We start from the raw sequence: 15,841 nt of genomic DNA on the forward strand, positions 1-15,841 counted from the left end.
GTCCACTTTCGTGCGGGATTCGAAATGATCCGTAAACTCAAGGGAGTTGAACGGACACGAGTGGACGGGAGTGGGCGATGACGGGCCCCGTGCTGGCCGTCGATCAGGGCACGTCGGGGACCAAGGCCCTGGTGATCTGTCCGGACCGCGGAGTGATCGGCTCCGGTACGGCGCCGGTGCGCCCCCGCCACCTTCCGGGCGGCCGGGTGGAGGCCGAACCGCGCGAGCTGCTGGACTCGGTCACCGACGCCGGGCGCCGGGCCCTGGCCGCCGCCGGGGAGCCGGTCGTGGCCGTGGGCCTGGCCAACCAGGGCGAGACCGTCCTCGCCTGGGACCCGGCGACCGGCGCGCCGCTGACGCACGCGATCGTCTGGCAGGACAAGCGGGCCGAGGAGGTCTGCGCCCAGCTCGCCCCGCACGCCGACCGGTTGCGCAAGACCACCGGCCTCCCGCTCGACCCGTACTTCGCCGCGCCGAAGATGGCCTGGATCCGCCGCCACCTGACCCGGGAGGGCGTGGTCACGACCAGCGACGCCTGGCTGGTGCGGCAACTGACCGGGGAGTTCGTCACGGACGCGGCGACGGCCGGGCGCACCCAGCTCCTCGACCTGGACCGGGTCGACTGGTCCGCGGAGGCGCTGGAGGTCTTCGGGCTGTCCGGCGAGCGGCTGCCGCGGATCGTGGACGCGGCCGGGCCGGTGGGCGTCACGGGCGCCTTCGGCGCCGAGGTTCCCCTGACGGGGCTCCTGGTCGACCAGCAGGCCGCGCTCCTCGCGCAGGGCGCCATCGAGCCGGGCGCCGCCAAGTGCACCTACGGCACGGGTGCGTTCCTCCTCGCGCAGACCGGCGACCGGCCCCGGCGCGGTGACTCGGGGCTGGTGAGCTGTGTGGCGTGGCGGCTCGCCGGGCGGACCGGCTACTGCCTGGACGGGCAGGTGTACACGGCCGCCTCCGCCGTGCGCTGGCTCACCGACCTGGGGGTGATCGGCGGGGCCGCCGACCTCGACCGGGTGGGGTCCACCGTGCCGGACGCGGGCGGCGTCACGTTCGTACCGGCGCTGGCCGGGCTCGCGGCGCCGTGGTGGCGCGGGGACGTGCGCGGGTCGCTGACCGGACTGGGCCTGGACACGACCGCCGGGCACCTGGTGCGGGCGCTGTGCGAGGGCATCGCCGCGCAGGTGGTGGAGCTGGCGTCGGCGGCCGGGGCGGACCTGGGCGCGCCGCTCGCGTCCCTGCGGGTCGACGGCGGGCTGACCCGCTCGGCGCTGCTGATGCAGACCCAGGCGGACCTCCTGCAACTGCCCGTGGAGGTATCGGCGTTGCCGGACGCCACCGCGCTCGGCGTCGGCGCCCTCGCGCGTATGGGCCTCGATCCGGCCCTCCCGCTCAAGGAGGCGGTCCCGCCGTGGCGGCCGTCCGCCGTGTACGAGCCGCGCGTCACGGCCACCGAGGCCGCCGAACGCCTGGGCGCCTTCCGTACGGCCGTCTCCGCGCTGCTTGAGCGTACGCCGTGACGGCCCTGCCCAAGGAGCCGTACGACGTGGTGGTCGTCGGCGCCGGGGTGGTCGGCTCCGCCATCGCCCGCGAGCTGGCCCGCTTCCCGCTGCGCACCGCCCTGGTGGACGCCGCCGCCGATGTCGGCGAGGGCACGTCGAAGGCCAACACCGCGATCCTGCACACCGGTTTCGACGCCGTGCCCGGGTCGCTGGAGGCTCGGCTGGTACGGGAGGGACAGCGGCGGCTCGCCGCGTACGCCGCCGAGGCGGGCATCCCGGTGGAGCCGGTGGGCGCGCTGCTGGTCGCCTGGGACGAGGAGCAGCTCGCCGCGCTGCCGGGGCTGGCGCGCAAGGCGGGCGAGAACGGCTGCGGCGACGCCCGGATCATCGGCGCCGACGAGCTGCGCGCCCGCGAACCGCACCTCGGCCCGGGCGCCCTCGGCGCGCTGGACGTGCCCGGCGAGAGCGTCATCTGCCCGTGGACGACGACGCTCGCGTACGCCACCCAGGCCGTCCGCGCGAGGGTGGACCTGCACCTGGACTGCCGGGTGGAGGACGTCCGTCCGGGCCATGAGCTGGTCACGAGCCGTGGCGTGCTGCGTACCCGGTACCTGGTCAACGCCGCGGGTCTGTACGCGGACGAGCTCGACCGGCGGCTCGGTCACCGCGACTTCACGGTGATGCCCCGGCGCGGCCAGTTGATCGTGTTCGACGCGTTCGCCCGCGACCTGGTCCGGCACATCCTGCTGCCGGTGCCGACCGCGCTCGGCAAGGGCGTACTGGTCGCTCCGACGGTGCACGGCAAGGTGCTGCTCGGCCCGACCGCCGAGGACCTCGACGACAGGACGGCGACCGGGTCGACGGCCGAAGGGCTGGCGTTCCTGCGGGAGAGGGGCCGGCGGATCCTGCCCGCGCTGCTGGAGGAGGAGGTCACGGCGGTGTACGCGGGGCTGCGGGCGGCGACCGAGGAGGACGACTACCGGATCGCCTGCCACCCGGAGCAGCGGTACGTCACGGTGGGCGGCATCCGCTCGACGGGGCTGACGGCATCGATGGCGGTCGCCGCCCATGTGCTCGGACTGCTCCGGGACGCCGGTCTGGAGCCGGGCCCCGCGCGTGAGCTCCCGGCGGTACGGATGCCGAACCTGGGTGAGGCGTTTCCCCGCCCGTACGCGGACGCGGAGGCGATCGCGGCGGACCCGGCGTACGGCGAGATCGTGTGCCCCTGCGAGCGGGTGACGCGGGGCGAGATCCGCGACGCGCTCGCCTCGGTGATCCCGCCCGCCTCGACGGCCGGGCTGCGGCGCCGGACGCGGGCGGGCGCCGGCCGCTGCCAGGGCTCCTTCTGCGGGGCGGCCCTGCGGGCGATGTGCGAGGAGGCACGGTGACCGGCACGCGCGCGGTGGATGTGCTCGTCGTCGGGGCGGGCCCGGCCGGACTCGCGGCGGCCGGCCGGCTGGCCGCCCTGGGCGCGGGCACGGTGGAGGTGCTGGAGCGGGAGCCGCTGGGCGCCCGGAGAGGGGCGGACGCGAAGGTATGGGCCGGGGCGGTGGGGACCGGGGCGGTACGGGCACAGGCGGTGAGGGCCGGGGCGGTGCTCCGCACCGGCGTCACCGTCACCGGCTGGTCCGGCCCGCTGACGCTCGACACGACGAGCCCGGCCGGCCGGGAGCGGGTCACCGCGCGGGCGGTGGTCCTGGCGACGGGCGCCCGGGAACTGCCGCGCGGCGCCCGCCTGGTGCCGGGCACCCGGCCGGCCGGGGTCCTGACGACGGGCGAGCTGCTGCGGTCGGTGTACGTGTACGGGCAGGACGTCGGCACCCGTGCGGTGGTCGTCGGGGCGGAGCCGGTCTCCTGGGAGGCGGTGCGGGCGCTGCGCCACGCGCGCGTGGAGGTGGCCGCGGTGGTCACGGAGCAGCCGTGGCGCCGCCCTGGGGCGCTCACCGGGCGGTTGCCCGTGCTGGGTGGGACCGTGGTCGCCGAACTTGCGGGCCGGGGGCGGCTGTCGGGGGTGCGGGTGCGGCACCGGGACGGGCGAGCGGCGACCGTGGCGTGCGACACGGTGGTGTTCACCGGCGACTGGGTGCCCGAGCACGAGACCGCGCGGCTGGGCGGGGTCGTCATGGACCCGGCGACGCGCGGCCCGGCGGTGGACGGCGCGTTCCGGACGTCGGTGGCGGGCGTGTTCGCGGTGGGCGACGTACTGCACGGGGGCGAGCCGGCCGGTATTGCGGTCGTGCAGGGGCGGGCGGTGGCGGGGCCGGTGCTGGCGTACCTGGCGGGTGGCGTCCCCTGGCCGGGGTCCTCGGTGCCCGTGGTGGTGGACGCGCCGCTGCGGTGGGTGGTGCCGAACCGGCTGGTGCCCGATCGGCGGGTGCCCGCCCGGCTGCTGCCGAATCGGCTGGGGGCGGCCGGTGGCCGGTTCCTGGTGCGGGCGGGCCGGCCCCTGGTGCGGCCGGTGGTGGTCGTGAGCCAGGACGGTGTGCTGCTGCACCGGCAGCGGGTGTGGCGCACGGTCGGCCCGTACCACTCGATGCCGCTGTCCGGCGCGTGGGCGGCGCGGGTGGATGCGGACGGCGGGCCGGTGCGGATCAGGGTGCTGTGAGCCCGGCGGCTTCCGCCGCACGCGCCAGCACGTCCGTCAGCATGGTGGGCGTGAGGCGGCCGGTGAAGGTGTTGCGCTGGCTGACGTGGTAGCAGCCGAACAGTTCCAGGTCCGGTCCGCCGTCGGTGGCGGCCAGCCTGGTGTGCGCCCCGTGCGCGAAGGCGGGCCGGGGCCGGGGCACCGACCAGCCGGCCGCCGCCAGCGCGGGTAGGACGGCCTGCCAGCCGAAGGCGCCGAGGACGACGAGGGCGCGCACGGTGGGGCGCAGCAGGCGCAGTTCACCGGCCAGCCAGGGGCGGCAGGTGTCGCGTTCGAGGGGGGTGGGCTTGTTGGCGGGCGGGGCGCAGTGGACGGGGGCGGTGACGCGTACTCCGTACAGGCGCAGCCCGTCGTCCGGGTCGGTGGCGTCCGGCTGGTTCGCGAGGCCGATCCGGTGCAGCGCGGCGTACAGGACGTCGCCGGAGCGGTCGCCGGTGAACATGCGGCCGGTGCGGTTGCCGCCGTGGGCGGCCGGGGCGAGGCCGACGACGAGGAGCCTGGCGTCGTCGGGGCCGAAGCCGGGTACGGGCCGGGCCCAGTAGTCCCACCCGGCGTAGGCGCGGCGCCCCTCGCGGGCCACCTGCTCCCGCCAGGCCACCAGGCGCGGGCAGGCGCGGCAGTGCGTGACGCGCTCGTCGAGTGCGGGCACGGAGGGGGCGCGGGCCGCCTCCCGTACGGGGAAGTCGGGCCGCTCGGGCGGCGTGGGCATCGGTCCTCCCTTCGGGGTGTGTGTTCGACGCTAACGCGCCGGGGACGCGGGCAGACTTTCCGGCATGACGGTGAAGCGAAGCGCGGGTCTGCTGCTGTTCCGTACCTCGGGCGGGCGCCTGGAGGTGCTGATCGCCCATATGGGCGGGCCGCTGTGGGCGTCGCGCGACGCCGGGGCCTGGTCGGTGCCGAAGGGCGAGTACGAGGCGGACGAGACGCCCGAGGCGGCCGCGCGGCGCGAGTTCGTGGAGGAGCTGGGCCTGCCGGTGCCGGACGGGGAGCCGGTGCCGCTCGGTGAGACGCGCCAGGCGAGCGGCAAGATCGTCACGGTGTGGGCGGTGGAGGGCGACCTGGACCCGGCGGCGGTGGTGCCGGGGACGTTCACGATGGAGTGGCCGCGCGGCTCGGGGCGGACGCGGGAGTTCCCGGAGGTCGACCGGGTGGCGTGGATGACTCCCGAGGAGGCGGCGCCCCGGCTCGTCTCGGCTCAGCGGGTGTTCCTGGAGCGGCTGGCGGAGCACGTGCGCGGGCGCGACGGGGGCTGATTGTCAGTGCCGTACGGAAAGGTGGACCACGACGGATCGCACCAACGAGCCTACGGGGAGAGACAGATGACGACCGTGCTGCCCGACCTGACCGAGCACGAGCGCGCCGCCGCCCAGGCGTACGTGCGGCTGATGGAGGCCGCCCGGGCGGTGCTCACCGACCCGGCGCTCGCCCCGATGGCGGGGGTCTACCTGTCGTCGCCCATGGCGGAGGCGGACCAGGCGCTGCGCCGGGCCGGCCTGACCGGCAACGAGGAGCGGCTGCTGCGGCTGGTGGCCGCGCTCCGCTCACCGGGCGGCGCGGCCGGCCCGTAGCCGCGCGCGGCCCGGTCAGCCCTCCACCCACCCGTGCGCGCGCGCCAGTTCGGCGACGCGGGTGCGCACGCGCTTGAGCTGGGCGGTGGTCAGCGTTCCGTCGGCGTCGATGAGGGCCTCGGTCAGCTCGGCCTGGAACTCGGCGGTGGACAGTACGTCCAGCGTGTCGTCGTCCGGGTCGTCCCGCGGTACCGGCGCGGTCGCGGGCGCCGGCCGGCGGGTGGGCTGGTGGACGAGCCGGATCTCGGACGCCTTGGGACCCTTGTCGCCCATCTCCAGGTAGAACTCGACCTCGCGGCCCGCCTGGTAGAGGTACTTGTCGTCCACCAGGTCGTTCGCGTGCATGAAGACGTCCTCGCCCCCTTCCCTGGGGACGATGAACCCGTAACCGCGGACCTCGTCGAACCGAAGGATCTTGCCCACCATCAACACAGCCGTACCTCCACGCCAACACCACTGCCGTTCCACCCGGGCGCGTGCCCGTGGTCGTTCCGCCCGGGTCCGCTCGGCTCGGCGGTGAATCTACAGCGTCGCGCGGACGCGGGAGTACCAGAGCAGCATCAGCGGCGGCAGGAGCAGCTCGACGCCGATGAAGGCCGTGTGCATCGCGTGCGGCGCCCCGACGTCCAGGTACGAGATCGCGCGTGCCACTCCCCCGAGGAACACGGCGCCGAAGACGGCCCGGAGGGCGGGCGCGTGACCCTCCGGTGCCCGCGCGGTGGCCATCAGGACGATGCCCAGCGCGCACCAGATGCCGGCGAAGAAGCGGTAGTTGCTGTCGACGGTGGTGCTCACCTCCGGGCTCCCGGGCAGCAACGAGGGTCCGACGACGATCTCCAACAGGCCGGTGACCAGGACGAACAGTGCGAGCAGGACGAGCACTGACCGGAAGACACGGCGTTGCGACATGACGGCTCCTCGATTCCGACCGGGTGGCGGTCTCCATGGTCGGCCTGAGCGGGACCCGTACGGAAGCGCGCAATGATGCGTTTCCCGGGCGGATTGATACCGTTCCGGGTATGGATGGCGAGCCGGGGAGCGGGCCCGATCCGAGCGTGCACCAACTGCGGCTGCTGCTGGTGCTGGCCGAGGAGCTGCACTTCGGCCGGGCGGCCGCACGCCTCTACATCAGCCAGCCGGCGTTCAGCCGCCAGATCCGCAGGCTGGAGGACCACCTGGGCCTCGTCCTCCTGGAGCGCTCCACCCGGCGCGTGCGGCTCACCGCCGCCGGGGAGGCGCTGCTGCCCCGCGTCCGGGCCGTGGTGGAGGCCGCGGACGGGCTGCGGGAGGCGGTGCGCGCGCGGGCCGGGTTGCTCACGGGGCGGTTGGTCCTCGGCTGCTACATCACCGCCCTCCCCGTCATCACCACCCTGGCCGAGCGGCTGCGCGAACGTCACCCCGGCCTGGACGTGGTGCTGCGGGAGGTGGATTTCGTCGAGCAGACCGCCGCGCTGCTGGAGGGCCGGGTGGACGCCGTGCTGGCCTACGCCCCCATGCCGCCCGGTGTCCAGACGCTTCCGCTGGCGACCGAGGGGCAGGTGGTCTGCCTGTGGGAGGGCCATCCGCTGGCCGGCCGGCCGTCCGTGTCGCTCGCGGAGCTGGCCGGCCTGCCCGTCATCGGCTCGTCGCCGCGGGTGGCCCGGGTGTGGCGGGACTTCTGGGCGGCGGACCCGCGTCCGGACGGGACGCCGGTCACGTACACCGCGCACGAGGCCACGACGTTCGAGGCCGGCATATCGGCGGTGAGCCGGGGGCTGGGCGTCCGGTTGGTGTCGGCCAGTTGCCGCGAGCTGTTCCCCCGGCCGGGCATCCGTTACGTCGACGTGCCGGACGCGCCGGTGTGCACGGCGGTGCTCGCCTGGTCATCCGCACGCCGCGACACACCGGAGGTCGCCGCGCTGCGCCGCGTGGTGGGCGGCATGGTGGGGATGGGAGGGACCCACCCGAACCCTCGCTGGTGGCACACCGAGCACACCGAGTCCGAAGGGGATTGACATGCCGATGATGCGCCGGGCGCGCGCGTCCGACCATGGCACGCTCGTGGAGTGCGTGCACAGGTGGTGGGCCGATTCGCCTACGCCCGCCGAGGCCCGTGAGCCGTCCCTGCTGCTGCCGAGGCTGTTCCTCCAGTTCTTCGCGGGTACGAGCCTGGTCGCGGAGGACAGTACGGGGGTCAAGGCGTTCCTGATCGGCCTGCACTCCGCCGACAACGAGGAGGACGCCTTCATCCACTTCGTGGCGGTCGATCCCGCGCTGCGCGGCCGGGGCCTGGGCCGTGGCCTGTACACGGCGTTCTTCGAGCGGGCCGCCGAGGCGGGGCGGCGGGAGGTGCGGGCGGTGACGTTCCCGGACAACGCCGGGTCGATCGCGTTCCACCGGGCGCTGGGCTTCGCCCTGGTACCGGGCGACGACGAGGTCGACGGCCTGCCGGTGCACCGCGACTACGACGGACCCGGGCAGGACCGGGTGTGCTTCCGCAAGAGGACCGGGGCGTGAGCGCACGGGTCGCCCGGAGGGGCCCTGGGCGGTGTGGCCCGGGACCCCGCCCTCGCGCCGGAACGGCACCCTCTAGGGCCTGCCCGTGGCGACGTTCATCGTGGTGTGCAGGACGGCGCCCGGGGCACCGCCCGAGCGTTCGCGGAACATGCCCTCCAGTATCTGGCGGACCTCGGCGGACCGGGCCTCGGTGAGGCCTGAGATCCACTGCGCGCCGAGAGGGTGGCTGCTGCGGATGGTGTCCAGCAGTTCCGAGGCGGAGGCGAAGGCCATGTCCATGACGGCCTGACGAACGGTCACGTCGGCGAGCCCCGCCTCGCGCAGCACGGCCGCGAGGCGTTCCGGGTCCGTGAGCCGGAAGGGCAGCGGCGGCGGGTCCGTCGGCACGCCGGCGAAGCCGGGGACGGCGGCCCGCAGGGCGCCCACCGTCCACGCGATGAACTCGGCCTTCCGGAGCGGGCCGAACGCCGCGACCAGCACGGTGCCACCCGGGCGGGTGACCCGGGCCATCTCGGCGAGGCCGCGCCCCAGGCCGGGGAAGAGCGACACGCCGTTGAGCGACGCGGAGACGTCGAAGGTGTCGTCGTCCAGGTCCAGGTGCTCGCCGTCCATGACGAGCGCGCGGACGTGTTCCAGGCCCTCGGCGCGGGCGCGGGCGGCGAGCCGCTCCACCATCGCCGGTGCGATGTCGACGGCGACGACCCGGGCGCCCCGGCGCGCCGCGGGCAGGGCCAGGGCGCCGCTGCCCGCGGCCACGTCCAGGAAGCGGGTGCCGGGGCCGATGGCGGCCGCGGCCAGGACCTGTTCACCGAACCGCATGGTGTGCGGCGTGGTGTGGCGGTCGAACCCGGCGGCCAGGGTGTCCCAGGCGGCTCGGATCCGGTCGGTGCCGGGGGGTTTGGTGGGGGTGGTCATGACCGGGTCCTTCCGTGCGCGGCGCGCAGGGCGGTACGCAGGGCCGCCACCAGGGCGTCGGGGCGTTCGAGGTGGGCGTCGGCGCCGCAGTCGTCGATGACGTGCAGCGGCCAGCCGTGCCGGGCGGCGGCCTCCTCGCCGTACCGGAGCCGCGCCTCGGGGTCCTGGCGGCCCCAGACGAGGGCCGTGGGGGCGGGGATGGCGGCGAGGTCGGCCGGGGGTATCACGGGGAGCGCGAACTCCTTCATGAGCGTGCGTCCCGCGGCCTTGACGCCGGGGTCGCGGGCCCGGTCGAGCGCGTAGTCGGCGATGCCGTCCCAGCGCTCGCCGAAGTCGCTGCGTACGCCGTCGAAGTCGACCATGCAGCGTCCGAGCATCCGGTCCCGGGTCCGCTCGGTGGTGCGCATCTGGAACGCGGCCATGCTGACCGCGAAGCGCGGGGCCGGGCGGAACGGGCCCAGGCCGAAGGCGTCGACCAGGACGAGGGCGGCTACCCGGCCGCCGTGCGCGGCGGCGAAGCGGGCGGCGACGGCGCCGCCCAGGTTGTGGCCGACCAGGACGGGCGGGGTGGCGCAGGTGGCGGCGACGAGCTCCGCCAGCCACTCCACGACCCGGCCCGCGGTGAGGGTGACGTCGCCGGGGACCTCGGAGGCGCCCTGGCCGGGCAGGTCGGGGACGATCAGCGTCCAGGACGACGCCAGGTCCGGGATCACCCCGATCCACCCGAGGGCGGACTGCCCGATGCCGTGCAGGAGGACCATCGGCGGTCCGCTGCCGCCCTCCAGTACGGCGGTGGGGACGCCGGCCAGGTCACGGCGGTGCTCGGTGAGCGGGATCTCCTGGAGGAGTCGCCGCCGGGCCTCGGCGCCCATGGTGGATGTGCGGTTCATCGCCGCCTCCTCTCCTCGGGTCCGCGGTCTTCTTCCGGGGCTGTTCCGCGGACCTATGGGGAGTGTGGCGGCGGCGGGGCCGCCGGCACATCGGGGGAAATGCGCATCTCTGCCGCCGCGCCCGGTGTGGGTGGAACCACCCACACCCGGATCAGGCCAGGTCGTGTTCGTACGCGTACGCCGTGGCCGCCGCGCGCGAGCCGACGTCCAGCTTGTGGAACATGTTGTTCAGATGGCGGGCGACGGTCTTCTCGCTGATGACGAGCGCGGCCGCGATCTCGCGGTTGCCGGCGCCCGCCGCGACGAGCTTCAGCACCTCCGCCTCGCGCGGGGTGAGTCCGCCGGGCAGCCGGTGGGCCGCGGCGCGCCGGGAGAGCCGGTCCACGCGGGCGATCTGCGGGGCGGCTCCGAGCCGCTCGAACACGGCGCGGGCGGCGTCCAGTTCCATCTCGGCCGAGTCGTGGTCGCCGAGCGCCCGGTAGGCCTCGGCCATCAGCACGCGCACGCGTGCCATCTCGTACGGGACCTCCAGCTCCCGCCAGGCCGCCCAGGCGCCGCGCAGCGCCTCCCCGGCGCCCTCGGGGTCTCCCCCGGCCAGCAGGACGGCGCCCCGGGCACCGGACGCGACCGCGCGCAGGTAGGGCGCGGCCAGGTCGTCCGCCGCGCCGGTGAGCGCGTCGGCGGCGTCACGGGCGGCGTCGGTGTCGCCCGCCGCGAGGGCGATCTCGGCGTAGGCGGCCAGGACGCGGGAGCGCCGCACGGGATCGTGCTCCGTCTCGGCCGCGACCCTGCGGACGGCGGCCAGGGCTTCGTCGGTACGGCCCTGGGCCAGCCGCAGCAGGGCGAGCCCGGGCTGCGGCGGGTGTCCGCACCGGTCGGCCTGGCGGTACGCCTCCTCGGCGCGGCCGAAGGCGCCGCGCAGGCGCAGCAGTTCGGCGCGCTGGTAGTGGGCCATGCCCGCGGCGGGGTCGCCGGCCGGTGTGTCCATGCGGACGCAGGCCTGCTGCGCCTCGGCCAGGGCGTCGGCCCACTCGCCGTGGAGCTGCATGATCTCGGAGCGGTGGACCAGGCACTGTCCTCGGTACGGCCTGAGGCCGGGCTGGGAGGCGCACCAGCGGCTGAGCGCGGCGGTCCACTCGGCGGCGCGGTGGACGTCGAAGGTGTCCCGGCACGCGATGATCACGGCGCAGTAGACGATGCCGGCCGTGATCGGGGAGACCTCCCCCGCGGTGACGGCGACCATCGCCTCGTCGAGCAGTTCCCGGCCGCGCACGACGTCGCCGCCGCCGATGAGGGCCTGCCCCTGGCCGAGGCGGCCGAGGGCGAGGAGGTCGGGGTCGCCGAACCGGTCGGCGACCCGGGCCGCCTCGGCGAACGTGGCGCGCGCCGCCTCGTGGTCGCCGGCCCCCATCGCGCGGAGCCCGGCGGGCACGAGCAGGTAGCCGCGTTCCACGTGGTCCCCGCCCGCGTCGTCCAGGAAGCGGGCGGCGCGGGCGAACCAGCCTCCGGCGCGCTCGTGGTGCCCGTACCGGGCGAGGGTGAGGCCGAGCCAGAAGGCGCAGCGTGCGGCGGGGCCGGCCGCACCCGCCTCGCCCAGCGCGAGGTGGGCCCGCTCCCAGAGCTCCACGGCCCGGTCCTCCCGGCCGGTCAGGTAGGCGGCGCGGGCGAGCAGGTCCAGGTCGGGCGCCGGGAGCGGCTCGCGCGCGTCGGCGGCCGCGAGGCTGTCGTACGCCTCCGCCCAGGCACGCCGCCGGAACGCGTCCCGGCCCTCGCCCAGGGGACCTCCGGCCGCGGCGGTGCCGTCCGCCGCCGCCCGCTGTGCCGCCGAACGCTCCGCCATGGCTCGCTCCGCCCTCTTGGCCGGCGGTGTTCCTCTCTCTCCACCGTACGAGTCCTCCACCGCACGAGTCCTCCACCGCACGAGTCCTCCACCGTACGAGCGGCCGGGCGGCGCCGCAGGACGGCCCCGGACCGGCCGCCGCCCAGGCGGTGCCCGGGTCGGCTGCGGCGATCTCCGCGACGGGGCGCGCTCCGTGTCATACGATCACGCCCGGCGGCTGCGTCATCCGGCGTCACCCCCGGCGTCACCCGAGGCCGCCCCCGCGCTCATGGAGGTCAACCGTGACGAGGACTGCCGGCGGCAAGCGACACGCCCACCACACCCGAACCGTCTTCACCGCCTGCGCCACCGCGGCCGGGCTGCTGCTCACCGCCACCGGGTGCGGGAACGGCGACGAGGGGCCCGGCGAGGCGGCGGGCGGGGTGCCCGTGGTCGAGAAGGGCAAGCTGACGACCTGCACCCACCTGCCGTACCCACCCTTCCAGTTCGAGCAGGACGGCAAGATCGTCGGCTTCGACGTGGCGCTGATCGACCTGGTGGCGAAGGACCTCAAGGTCGAACAGAAGATCCTCGACACGCCGTTCGAGAACTTCAAGACCGGGGCGTTCCTCAACTCCGGCGAGTGCGACCTGGCCGCCGCCGGCATGACCATCACCGAGGACCGCAAGAAGAACGTCGACTTCTCCGTCCCCTACTTCGACGCCACCCAGGCCCTGCTGGCGAGCAAGAAGAGCGGCGCCACCACCCTCGCGGAGGTCAAGGCGAGGAAGCTGAAGCTCGGCGCGCAGGCGGAGACGACCGGCGAGAGCTACGCCAAGTCCCAGGGCTTCGATCCCGTGGCGTTCGAGAGCTCCGACGCCGTGCTCAACGGGCTGCGCACCGGGCAGGTCGACGCCGTCGTCATCGACTACCCGGTCGTGCAGGGCTGGCTCAAGGACAAGGCCAACGCCGACGCCTTCGCGCTCGGGCAGAACATCGAGACCGGTGAGCAGTACGGCTTCTCGGTGAAGAAGGGCAACGACAAACTGCGTGCCGCGATCGACAAGGCGATCAAGGACGCCAAGGCCGACGGCACGTACAACAAGCTCTACGAGCAGTGGATCGGCCCGCTGCCCAAGGGCCTGTCGTGACCTCACGGCTGACCAGGCGGCAGCGGCGGCGGATCTCCCGGGGCGTCCAGTACGCGGTCTTCGTCGCCGTCGTCGTCCTGATCGCCGTCCTCGCCGACTGGGACCGCCTCCAGAACCAGTTCGCGCAGGCGGACCTGGCCGAGCGGCTCTTCCCCGACATCATCACCACCGCGCTGCGCAACACGGTGGTGTACACCGTCTCCGGGTTCGCCTTCGGCCTGGTCCTGGGCCTGGTCATCGCCCTGATGCGGCTGTCGTCGGTGGCGCCCTACCGGTGGGCCGCGAGCGTCTACATCGAGATCTTCCGGGGCCTGCCCGCCCTGCTGATCTTCATCTTCGTCGGGGTCGCCGTGCCGCTGGCATTCCCCGGGACGGAGATCCCCGGCGGTACGTACGGCAAGGTCGCCCTCGGCCTCGGGCTGGTGGCCGCCGCGTACATGGCGGAAACGATCCGGGCGGGCATCCAGGCCGTGCCCAAGGGCCAGATGGAGGCGGCGCGTTCGCTGGGCTTCTCGCACGCCCGGGCGATGGTGTCGGTGATCATCCCGCAGGCGTTCCGGATCATCATCCCGCCGCTCACCAATGAGCTGGTGCTGCTGTTCAAGGACTCCTCGCTGGTGCTGTTCCTCGGGGTGACACTGGAGGAACGGGAGCTGACCAAGTTCGGCCGGGACCTGGCCAGTCAGACCGCCAACTCCACGCCCATCCTCGTCGCCGGCCTGTGCTACCTGCTGGTGACGATTCCGCTGAGCTTCGTGGTGCGCCACCTGGAGGCCCGCGCCGCCAGGGCCAAGTGAGGACCTCTCGATGACGACGACGACACGGAACGAGATCGAGATCCGGGGACTGTACAAGTCCTTCGGCGACAACGAGGTGCTGCGCGGCATCGACCTGGACGTCGCCACCGGTGAGGTGGTGTGCGTCATCGGCCCGTCCGGCTCCGGCAAGTCGACGCTGCTGCGCTGCGTGAACCTGCTGGAGGAGCCGACCAGGGGCCAGGTCTTCGTGGGCGGTACGGAGGTCACGGACCTGGACGTCGACATCGACGCCGTACGCCGCCGGATCGGCATGGTGTTCCAGCAGTTCAACCTCTTCCCGCACGTGACGGCGGTCGAGAACCTCACCCTGCCGCAGCGGCGGGTGCTGGGACGCGCCAAGGAGCAGGCGGCGAAGGTCGCCCGGGAGAACCTGGCGCGCGTCGGCCTGGCCGACAAGGCGGACGCCTATCCGGCGCAGTTGTCGGGCGGGCAGCAGCAACGGGTGGCGATCGCTCGGGCGCTGGCGATGGACCCGGAGGTGATGCTGTTCGACGAGCCGACGTCGGCGCTCGACCCGGAGCTGGTCGGCGACGTGCTGGCGGTGATGCGGATGCTGGCGGCGGAAGGCATGACGATGATGGTCGTCACGCACGAGATGAGCTTCGCCCGGGAGGTCGCCGACCGGGTGGTGTTCATGGACGAGGGCCGGATCGTCGAGGAGGGCCCCGCCGCCCAGGTCGTCGGCGAGCCCCGGCACGAGAGGACCCGCCACTTCCTGACCCGCATCCTCGACCCGGCCGCCGCCGAACCGCCGGGACCGGAGGACAGGCCCTAGGACGGGCGAGGAAACCGGGCCTTCATGGGGCCGGCTCCTGTGAGAGCGCGCCCGCGGTTCTTGGCGGCAGCCGGGTACCCAGCGCGACGGCGGCTCGCGCGAGCGGCGTGTTCATGATCCCGGCGACGCTGGTGTGGCCGGCGATGTAGGCGTCGAGACGGTGCCATGCAAAAGGCACGCGGGTCAGTGCGGTGTGGACCAGGCCGGGGTTGCGGATGAAGAGGTTCATCAGGGACCCACTGGCGCGCATCTCGACGCCGAGGGTGGCGTCGATCCGCTGTGCGTAGTGGTCGGTGGCGGTGGTGGCCTCCTTCTCGCCGGTGGCGGCCACGATACGGGCGGCGGCGTGCCCGGCGAGGTTTCCCGAGCGCAGGGCGTAGGAGATGCCCTCCCGGGACCAGTGGTCGAGCAGGGCGGCGGCGTCACCGGCGACCAGTACGCGCCCCCGTGCCAGCGGGGAGTCGGGGCGGCGGCACCGGGTCAGGTGACCGGTGTCGTGGAGGGGGCGGGGGGTGAGGAGTCCGTGGCGGGCGAGGAAGTCGTCCTTGTAGGCGCGGAGGGCGGCGGGGTTGCCACGGGCGGCCACCACTCCGGCGGTGCAGACGTTCCCCTTGGGGAAGACCCAGCCGAAGGAGCCCGGCAGTGGTCCCCACTCGAGCAGGGCGCGGCCGCGCCACCGGTCGGCCGTCCGCTCGTCGACCGGCGCCTCGACCTCGAGGGCGAGGTCGACCTGCGCGCAGCGCACTCCTACGTAGCGGGCGACCCTGCTGGCGCTGCCGTCGGCGCCGACGACGGCCCGGGCGCGGAAGGTGTCGCCGCGGTTGGTCTTCACGGTGACGGTGCCGTCCTGCTGGTCCAGGGTGGTCAGGGCGGTGCTGTCCCGTACCGTGGCGCCCGCGGCGGCGGCGGCTTCCGTCAGCGCCGCGTCGAGTTCACTGCGGAAGACCATGGCGCAGGTGGGAGAGCTGGAGACACGCGTACGTTCTCGGCGGCCGTGGAGGGTGAAGGTGAACTGTCGCGCCGTGTCGAGGGTGTTGAGGGTGAGGCCGGGAGGCAGCGCGGCGAGGGATGCTCCGATCAGTCCCCCACCGCAGGTCTTGTAGCGGGGGATGGCGGCGCGCTCCAGCAGCAGCGTCCGGCAGCCGTTCTCGGCGGTGACGCGGGCGGCGGTGGCCCCGGCCGGGCCGGCGCCGACGACGATCACGTCCCAGGTGTCGGGCGTTCGGGTGGGAAGGTACGGCGGTGGTGGCATGTGGTGGTCACCTAGCG

General features: G+C 74.5%; 17 protein-coding genes. 10 read left to right on the plus strand and 7 right to left on the minus strand.

Going from position 1 to position 15,841, the window contains the following annotated elements; translation table 11 throughout:
- Positions 1 to 77 precede the first annotated feature (77 nt).
- From ACZ46W_RS22915 to ACZ46W_RS22925, 3 genes are read left to right on the plus strand one after another with little or no spacing between them, the layout of a single operon-like run.
- A complete protein-coding gene (locus ACZ46W_RS22915) occupies positions 78 to 1,514 on the plus strand; it encodes an FGGY family carbohydrate kinase (RefSeq protein ID WP_468340355.1) in 1,437 nt (478 codons plus the stop codon).
- The gene (locus tag ACZ46W_RS22920; RefSeq protein ID WP_468340358.1) at positions 1,511 to 2,884 is read left to right on the plus strand and encodes an FAD-dependent oxidoreductase; all 1,374 of its coding nucleotides are present in this window, start codon (positions 1,511 to 1,513) and stop codon (positions 2,882 to 2,884) included. Before ACZ46W_RS22915 ends, ACZ46W_RS22920 begins: the two co-directional genes overlap by 4 nt.
- Positions 2,881 to 4,101 carry an FAD-dependent oxidoreductase gene (locus ACZ46W_RS22925; RefSeq protein WP_468340361.1) on the plus strand — a complete coding sequence of 407 codons (1,221 nt, stop codon included), beginning with the start codon at positions 2,881 to 2,883 and terminating at the stop codon, positions 4,099 to 4,101. The genes ACZ46W_RS22920 and ACZ46W_RS22925 overlap by 4 nt, the downstream gene beginning before the upstream one ends.
- On the opposite strand, the gene ACZ46W_RS22930 is transcribed toward ACZ46W_RS22925, so the two are convergent.
- Positions 4,088 to 4,849: a uracil-DNA glycosylase gene (locus ACZ46W_RS22930; RefSeq protein WP_468340364.1), complete on the minus strand. Its 762-nt coding sequence runs from the start codon at positions 4,847 to 4,849 to the stop codon at positions 4,088 to 4,090. The genes ACZ46W_RS22925 and ACZ46W_RS22930 overlap by 14 nt on opposite strands.
- A 64-nt stretch (positions 4,850 to 4,913) precedes the next feature.
- On the opposite strand from ACZ46W_RS22930, the gene ACZ46W_RS22935 reads away from it, so the two are divergent.
- Positions 4,914 to 5,393: an NUDIX hydrolase gene (locus ACZ46W_RS22935; protein WP_468340367.1), complete on the plus strand. Its 480-nt coding sequence runs from the start codon at positions 4,914 to 4,916 to the stop codon at positions 5,391 to 5,393.
- A 66-nt stretch (positions 5,394 to 5,459) separates the two neighbouring features.
- Complete coding sequence (locus ACZ46W_RS22940; RefSeq protein WP_468340370.1) at positions 5,460 to 5,708, plus strand: hypothetical protein; 249 nt, start codon at positions 5,460 to 5,462, stop codon at positions 5,706 to 5,708.
- 15 nt (positions 5,709 to 5,723) lie between these two features.
- Here ACZ46W_RS22940 and ACZ46W_RS22945 read toward each other — a convergent pair whose 3' ends face one another.
- Together ACZ46W_RS22945 and ACZ46W_RS22950 are read right to left on the minus strand one after the other, a co-directional pair.
- A complete protein-coding gene (locus tag ACZ46W_RS22945; RefSeq protein WP_468340372.1) occupies positions 5,724 to 6,140 on the minus strand; it encodes a cold-shock protein in 417 nt (138 codons plus the stop codon).
- A gap of 90 nt (positions 6,141 to 6,230) precedes the next feature.
- Positions 6,231 to 6,617 (minus strand): DUF4345 domain-containing protein, encoded by a 387-nt coding sequence (locus tag ACZ46W_RS22950; RefSeq protein WP_468340374.1) that lies wholly within the window; start codon positions 6,615 to 6,617, stop codon positions 6,231 to 6,233.
- Between the two features lie 110 nt (positions 6,618 to 6,727).
- On the opposite strand from ACZ46W_RS22950, the gene ACZ46W_RS22955 reads away from it, so the two are divergent.
- Complete coding sequence (locus ACZ46W_RS22955) at positions 6,728 to 7,702, plus strand: LysR family transcriptional regulator (protein ID WP_468340376.1); 975 nt, start codon at positions 6,728 to 6,730, stop codon at positions 7,700 to 7,702.
- Between the two features lies 1 nt (position 7,703).
- Positions 7,704 to 8,204: a GNAT family N-acetyltransferase gene (locus ACZ46W_RS22960; protein ID WP_468340379.1), complete on the plus strand. Its 501-nt coding sequence runs from the start codon at positions 7,704 to 7,706 to the stop codon at positions 8,202 to 8,204.
- A gap of 72 nt (positions 8,205 to 8,276) precedes the next feature.
- Here ACZ46W_RS22960 and ACZ46W_RS22965 read toward each other — a convergent pair whose 3' ends face one another.
- The 3 genes from ACZ46W_RS22965 to ACZ46W_RS22975 form a co-directional block, all read right to left on the minus strand.
- Entirely contained in the window at positions 8,277 to 9,119 is an 843-nt protein-coding gene (locus ACZ46W_RS22965) for a class I SAM-dependent methyltransferase (protein WP_468340381.1), read from the minus strand.
- A complete protein-coding gene (locus tag ACZ46W_RS22970) occupies positions 9,116 to 10,009 on the minus strand; it encodes an alpha/beta fold hydrolase (RefSeq protein ID WP_468340384.1) in 894 nt (297 codons plus the stop codon). Before ACZ46W_RS22970 ends, ACZ46W_RS22965 begins: the two co-directional genes overlap by 4 nt.
- Before the next feature lie 151 nt (positions 10,010 to 10,160).
- Positions 10,161 to 11,849: a helix-turn-helix transcriptional regulator gene (locus ACZ46W_RS22975; RefSeq protein WP_468340387.1), complete on the minus strand. Its 1,689-nt coding sequence runs from the start codon at positions 11,847 to 11,849 to the stop codon at positions 10,161 to 10,163.
- Positions 11,850 to 12,130: 281 nt separating this feature from the next.
- On the opposite strand from ACZ46W_RS22975, the gene ACZ46W_RS22980 reads away from it, so the two are divergent.
- Genes ACZ46W_RS22980 through ACZ46W_RS22990 form a run of 3 tightly spaced genes read left to right on the plus strand, consistent with a single transcriptional unit; the run spans position 12,131 to position 14,572 of the window.
- Complete coding sequence (locus ACZ46W_RS22980; protein ID WP_468340390.1) at positions 12,131 to 12,979, plus strand: ABC transporter substrate-binding protein; 849 nt, start codon at positions 12,131 to 12,133, stop codon at positions 12,977 to 12,979.
- A complete protein-coding gene (locus ACZ46W_RS22985) occupies positions 12,976 to 13,776 on the plus strand; it encodes an amino acid ABC transporter permease (protein ID WP_468340392.1) in 801 nt (266 codons plus the stop codon). The genes ACZ46W_RS22980 and ACZ46W_RS22985 overlap by 4 nt, the downstream gene beginning before the upstream one ends.
- A 10-nt stretch (positions 13,777 to 13,786) precedes the next feature.
- Positions 13,787 to 14,572, plus strand: a complete 786-nt coding sequence (locus ACZ46W_RS22990; RefSeq protein ID WP_468340395.1) for an amino acid ABC transporter ATP-binding protein — start codon at positions 13,787 to 13,789, stop codon at positions 14,570 to 14,572.
- 22 nt (positions 14,573 to 14,594) lie between these two features.
- On the opposite strand, the gene ACZ46W_RS22995 is transcribed toward ACZ46W_RS22990, so the two are convergent.
- Complete coding sequence (locus tag ACZ46W_RS22995; protein WP_468340398.1) at positions 14,595 to 15,824, minus strand: geranylgeranyl reductase family protein; 1,230 nt, start codon at positions 15,822 to 15,824, stop codon at positions 14,595 to 14,597.
- Positions 15,825 to 15,841: the final 17 nt, after the last annotated feature.

It is taken from the genome of Streptomyces sp. NPDC031064 (assembly GCF_055570965.1).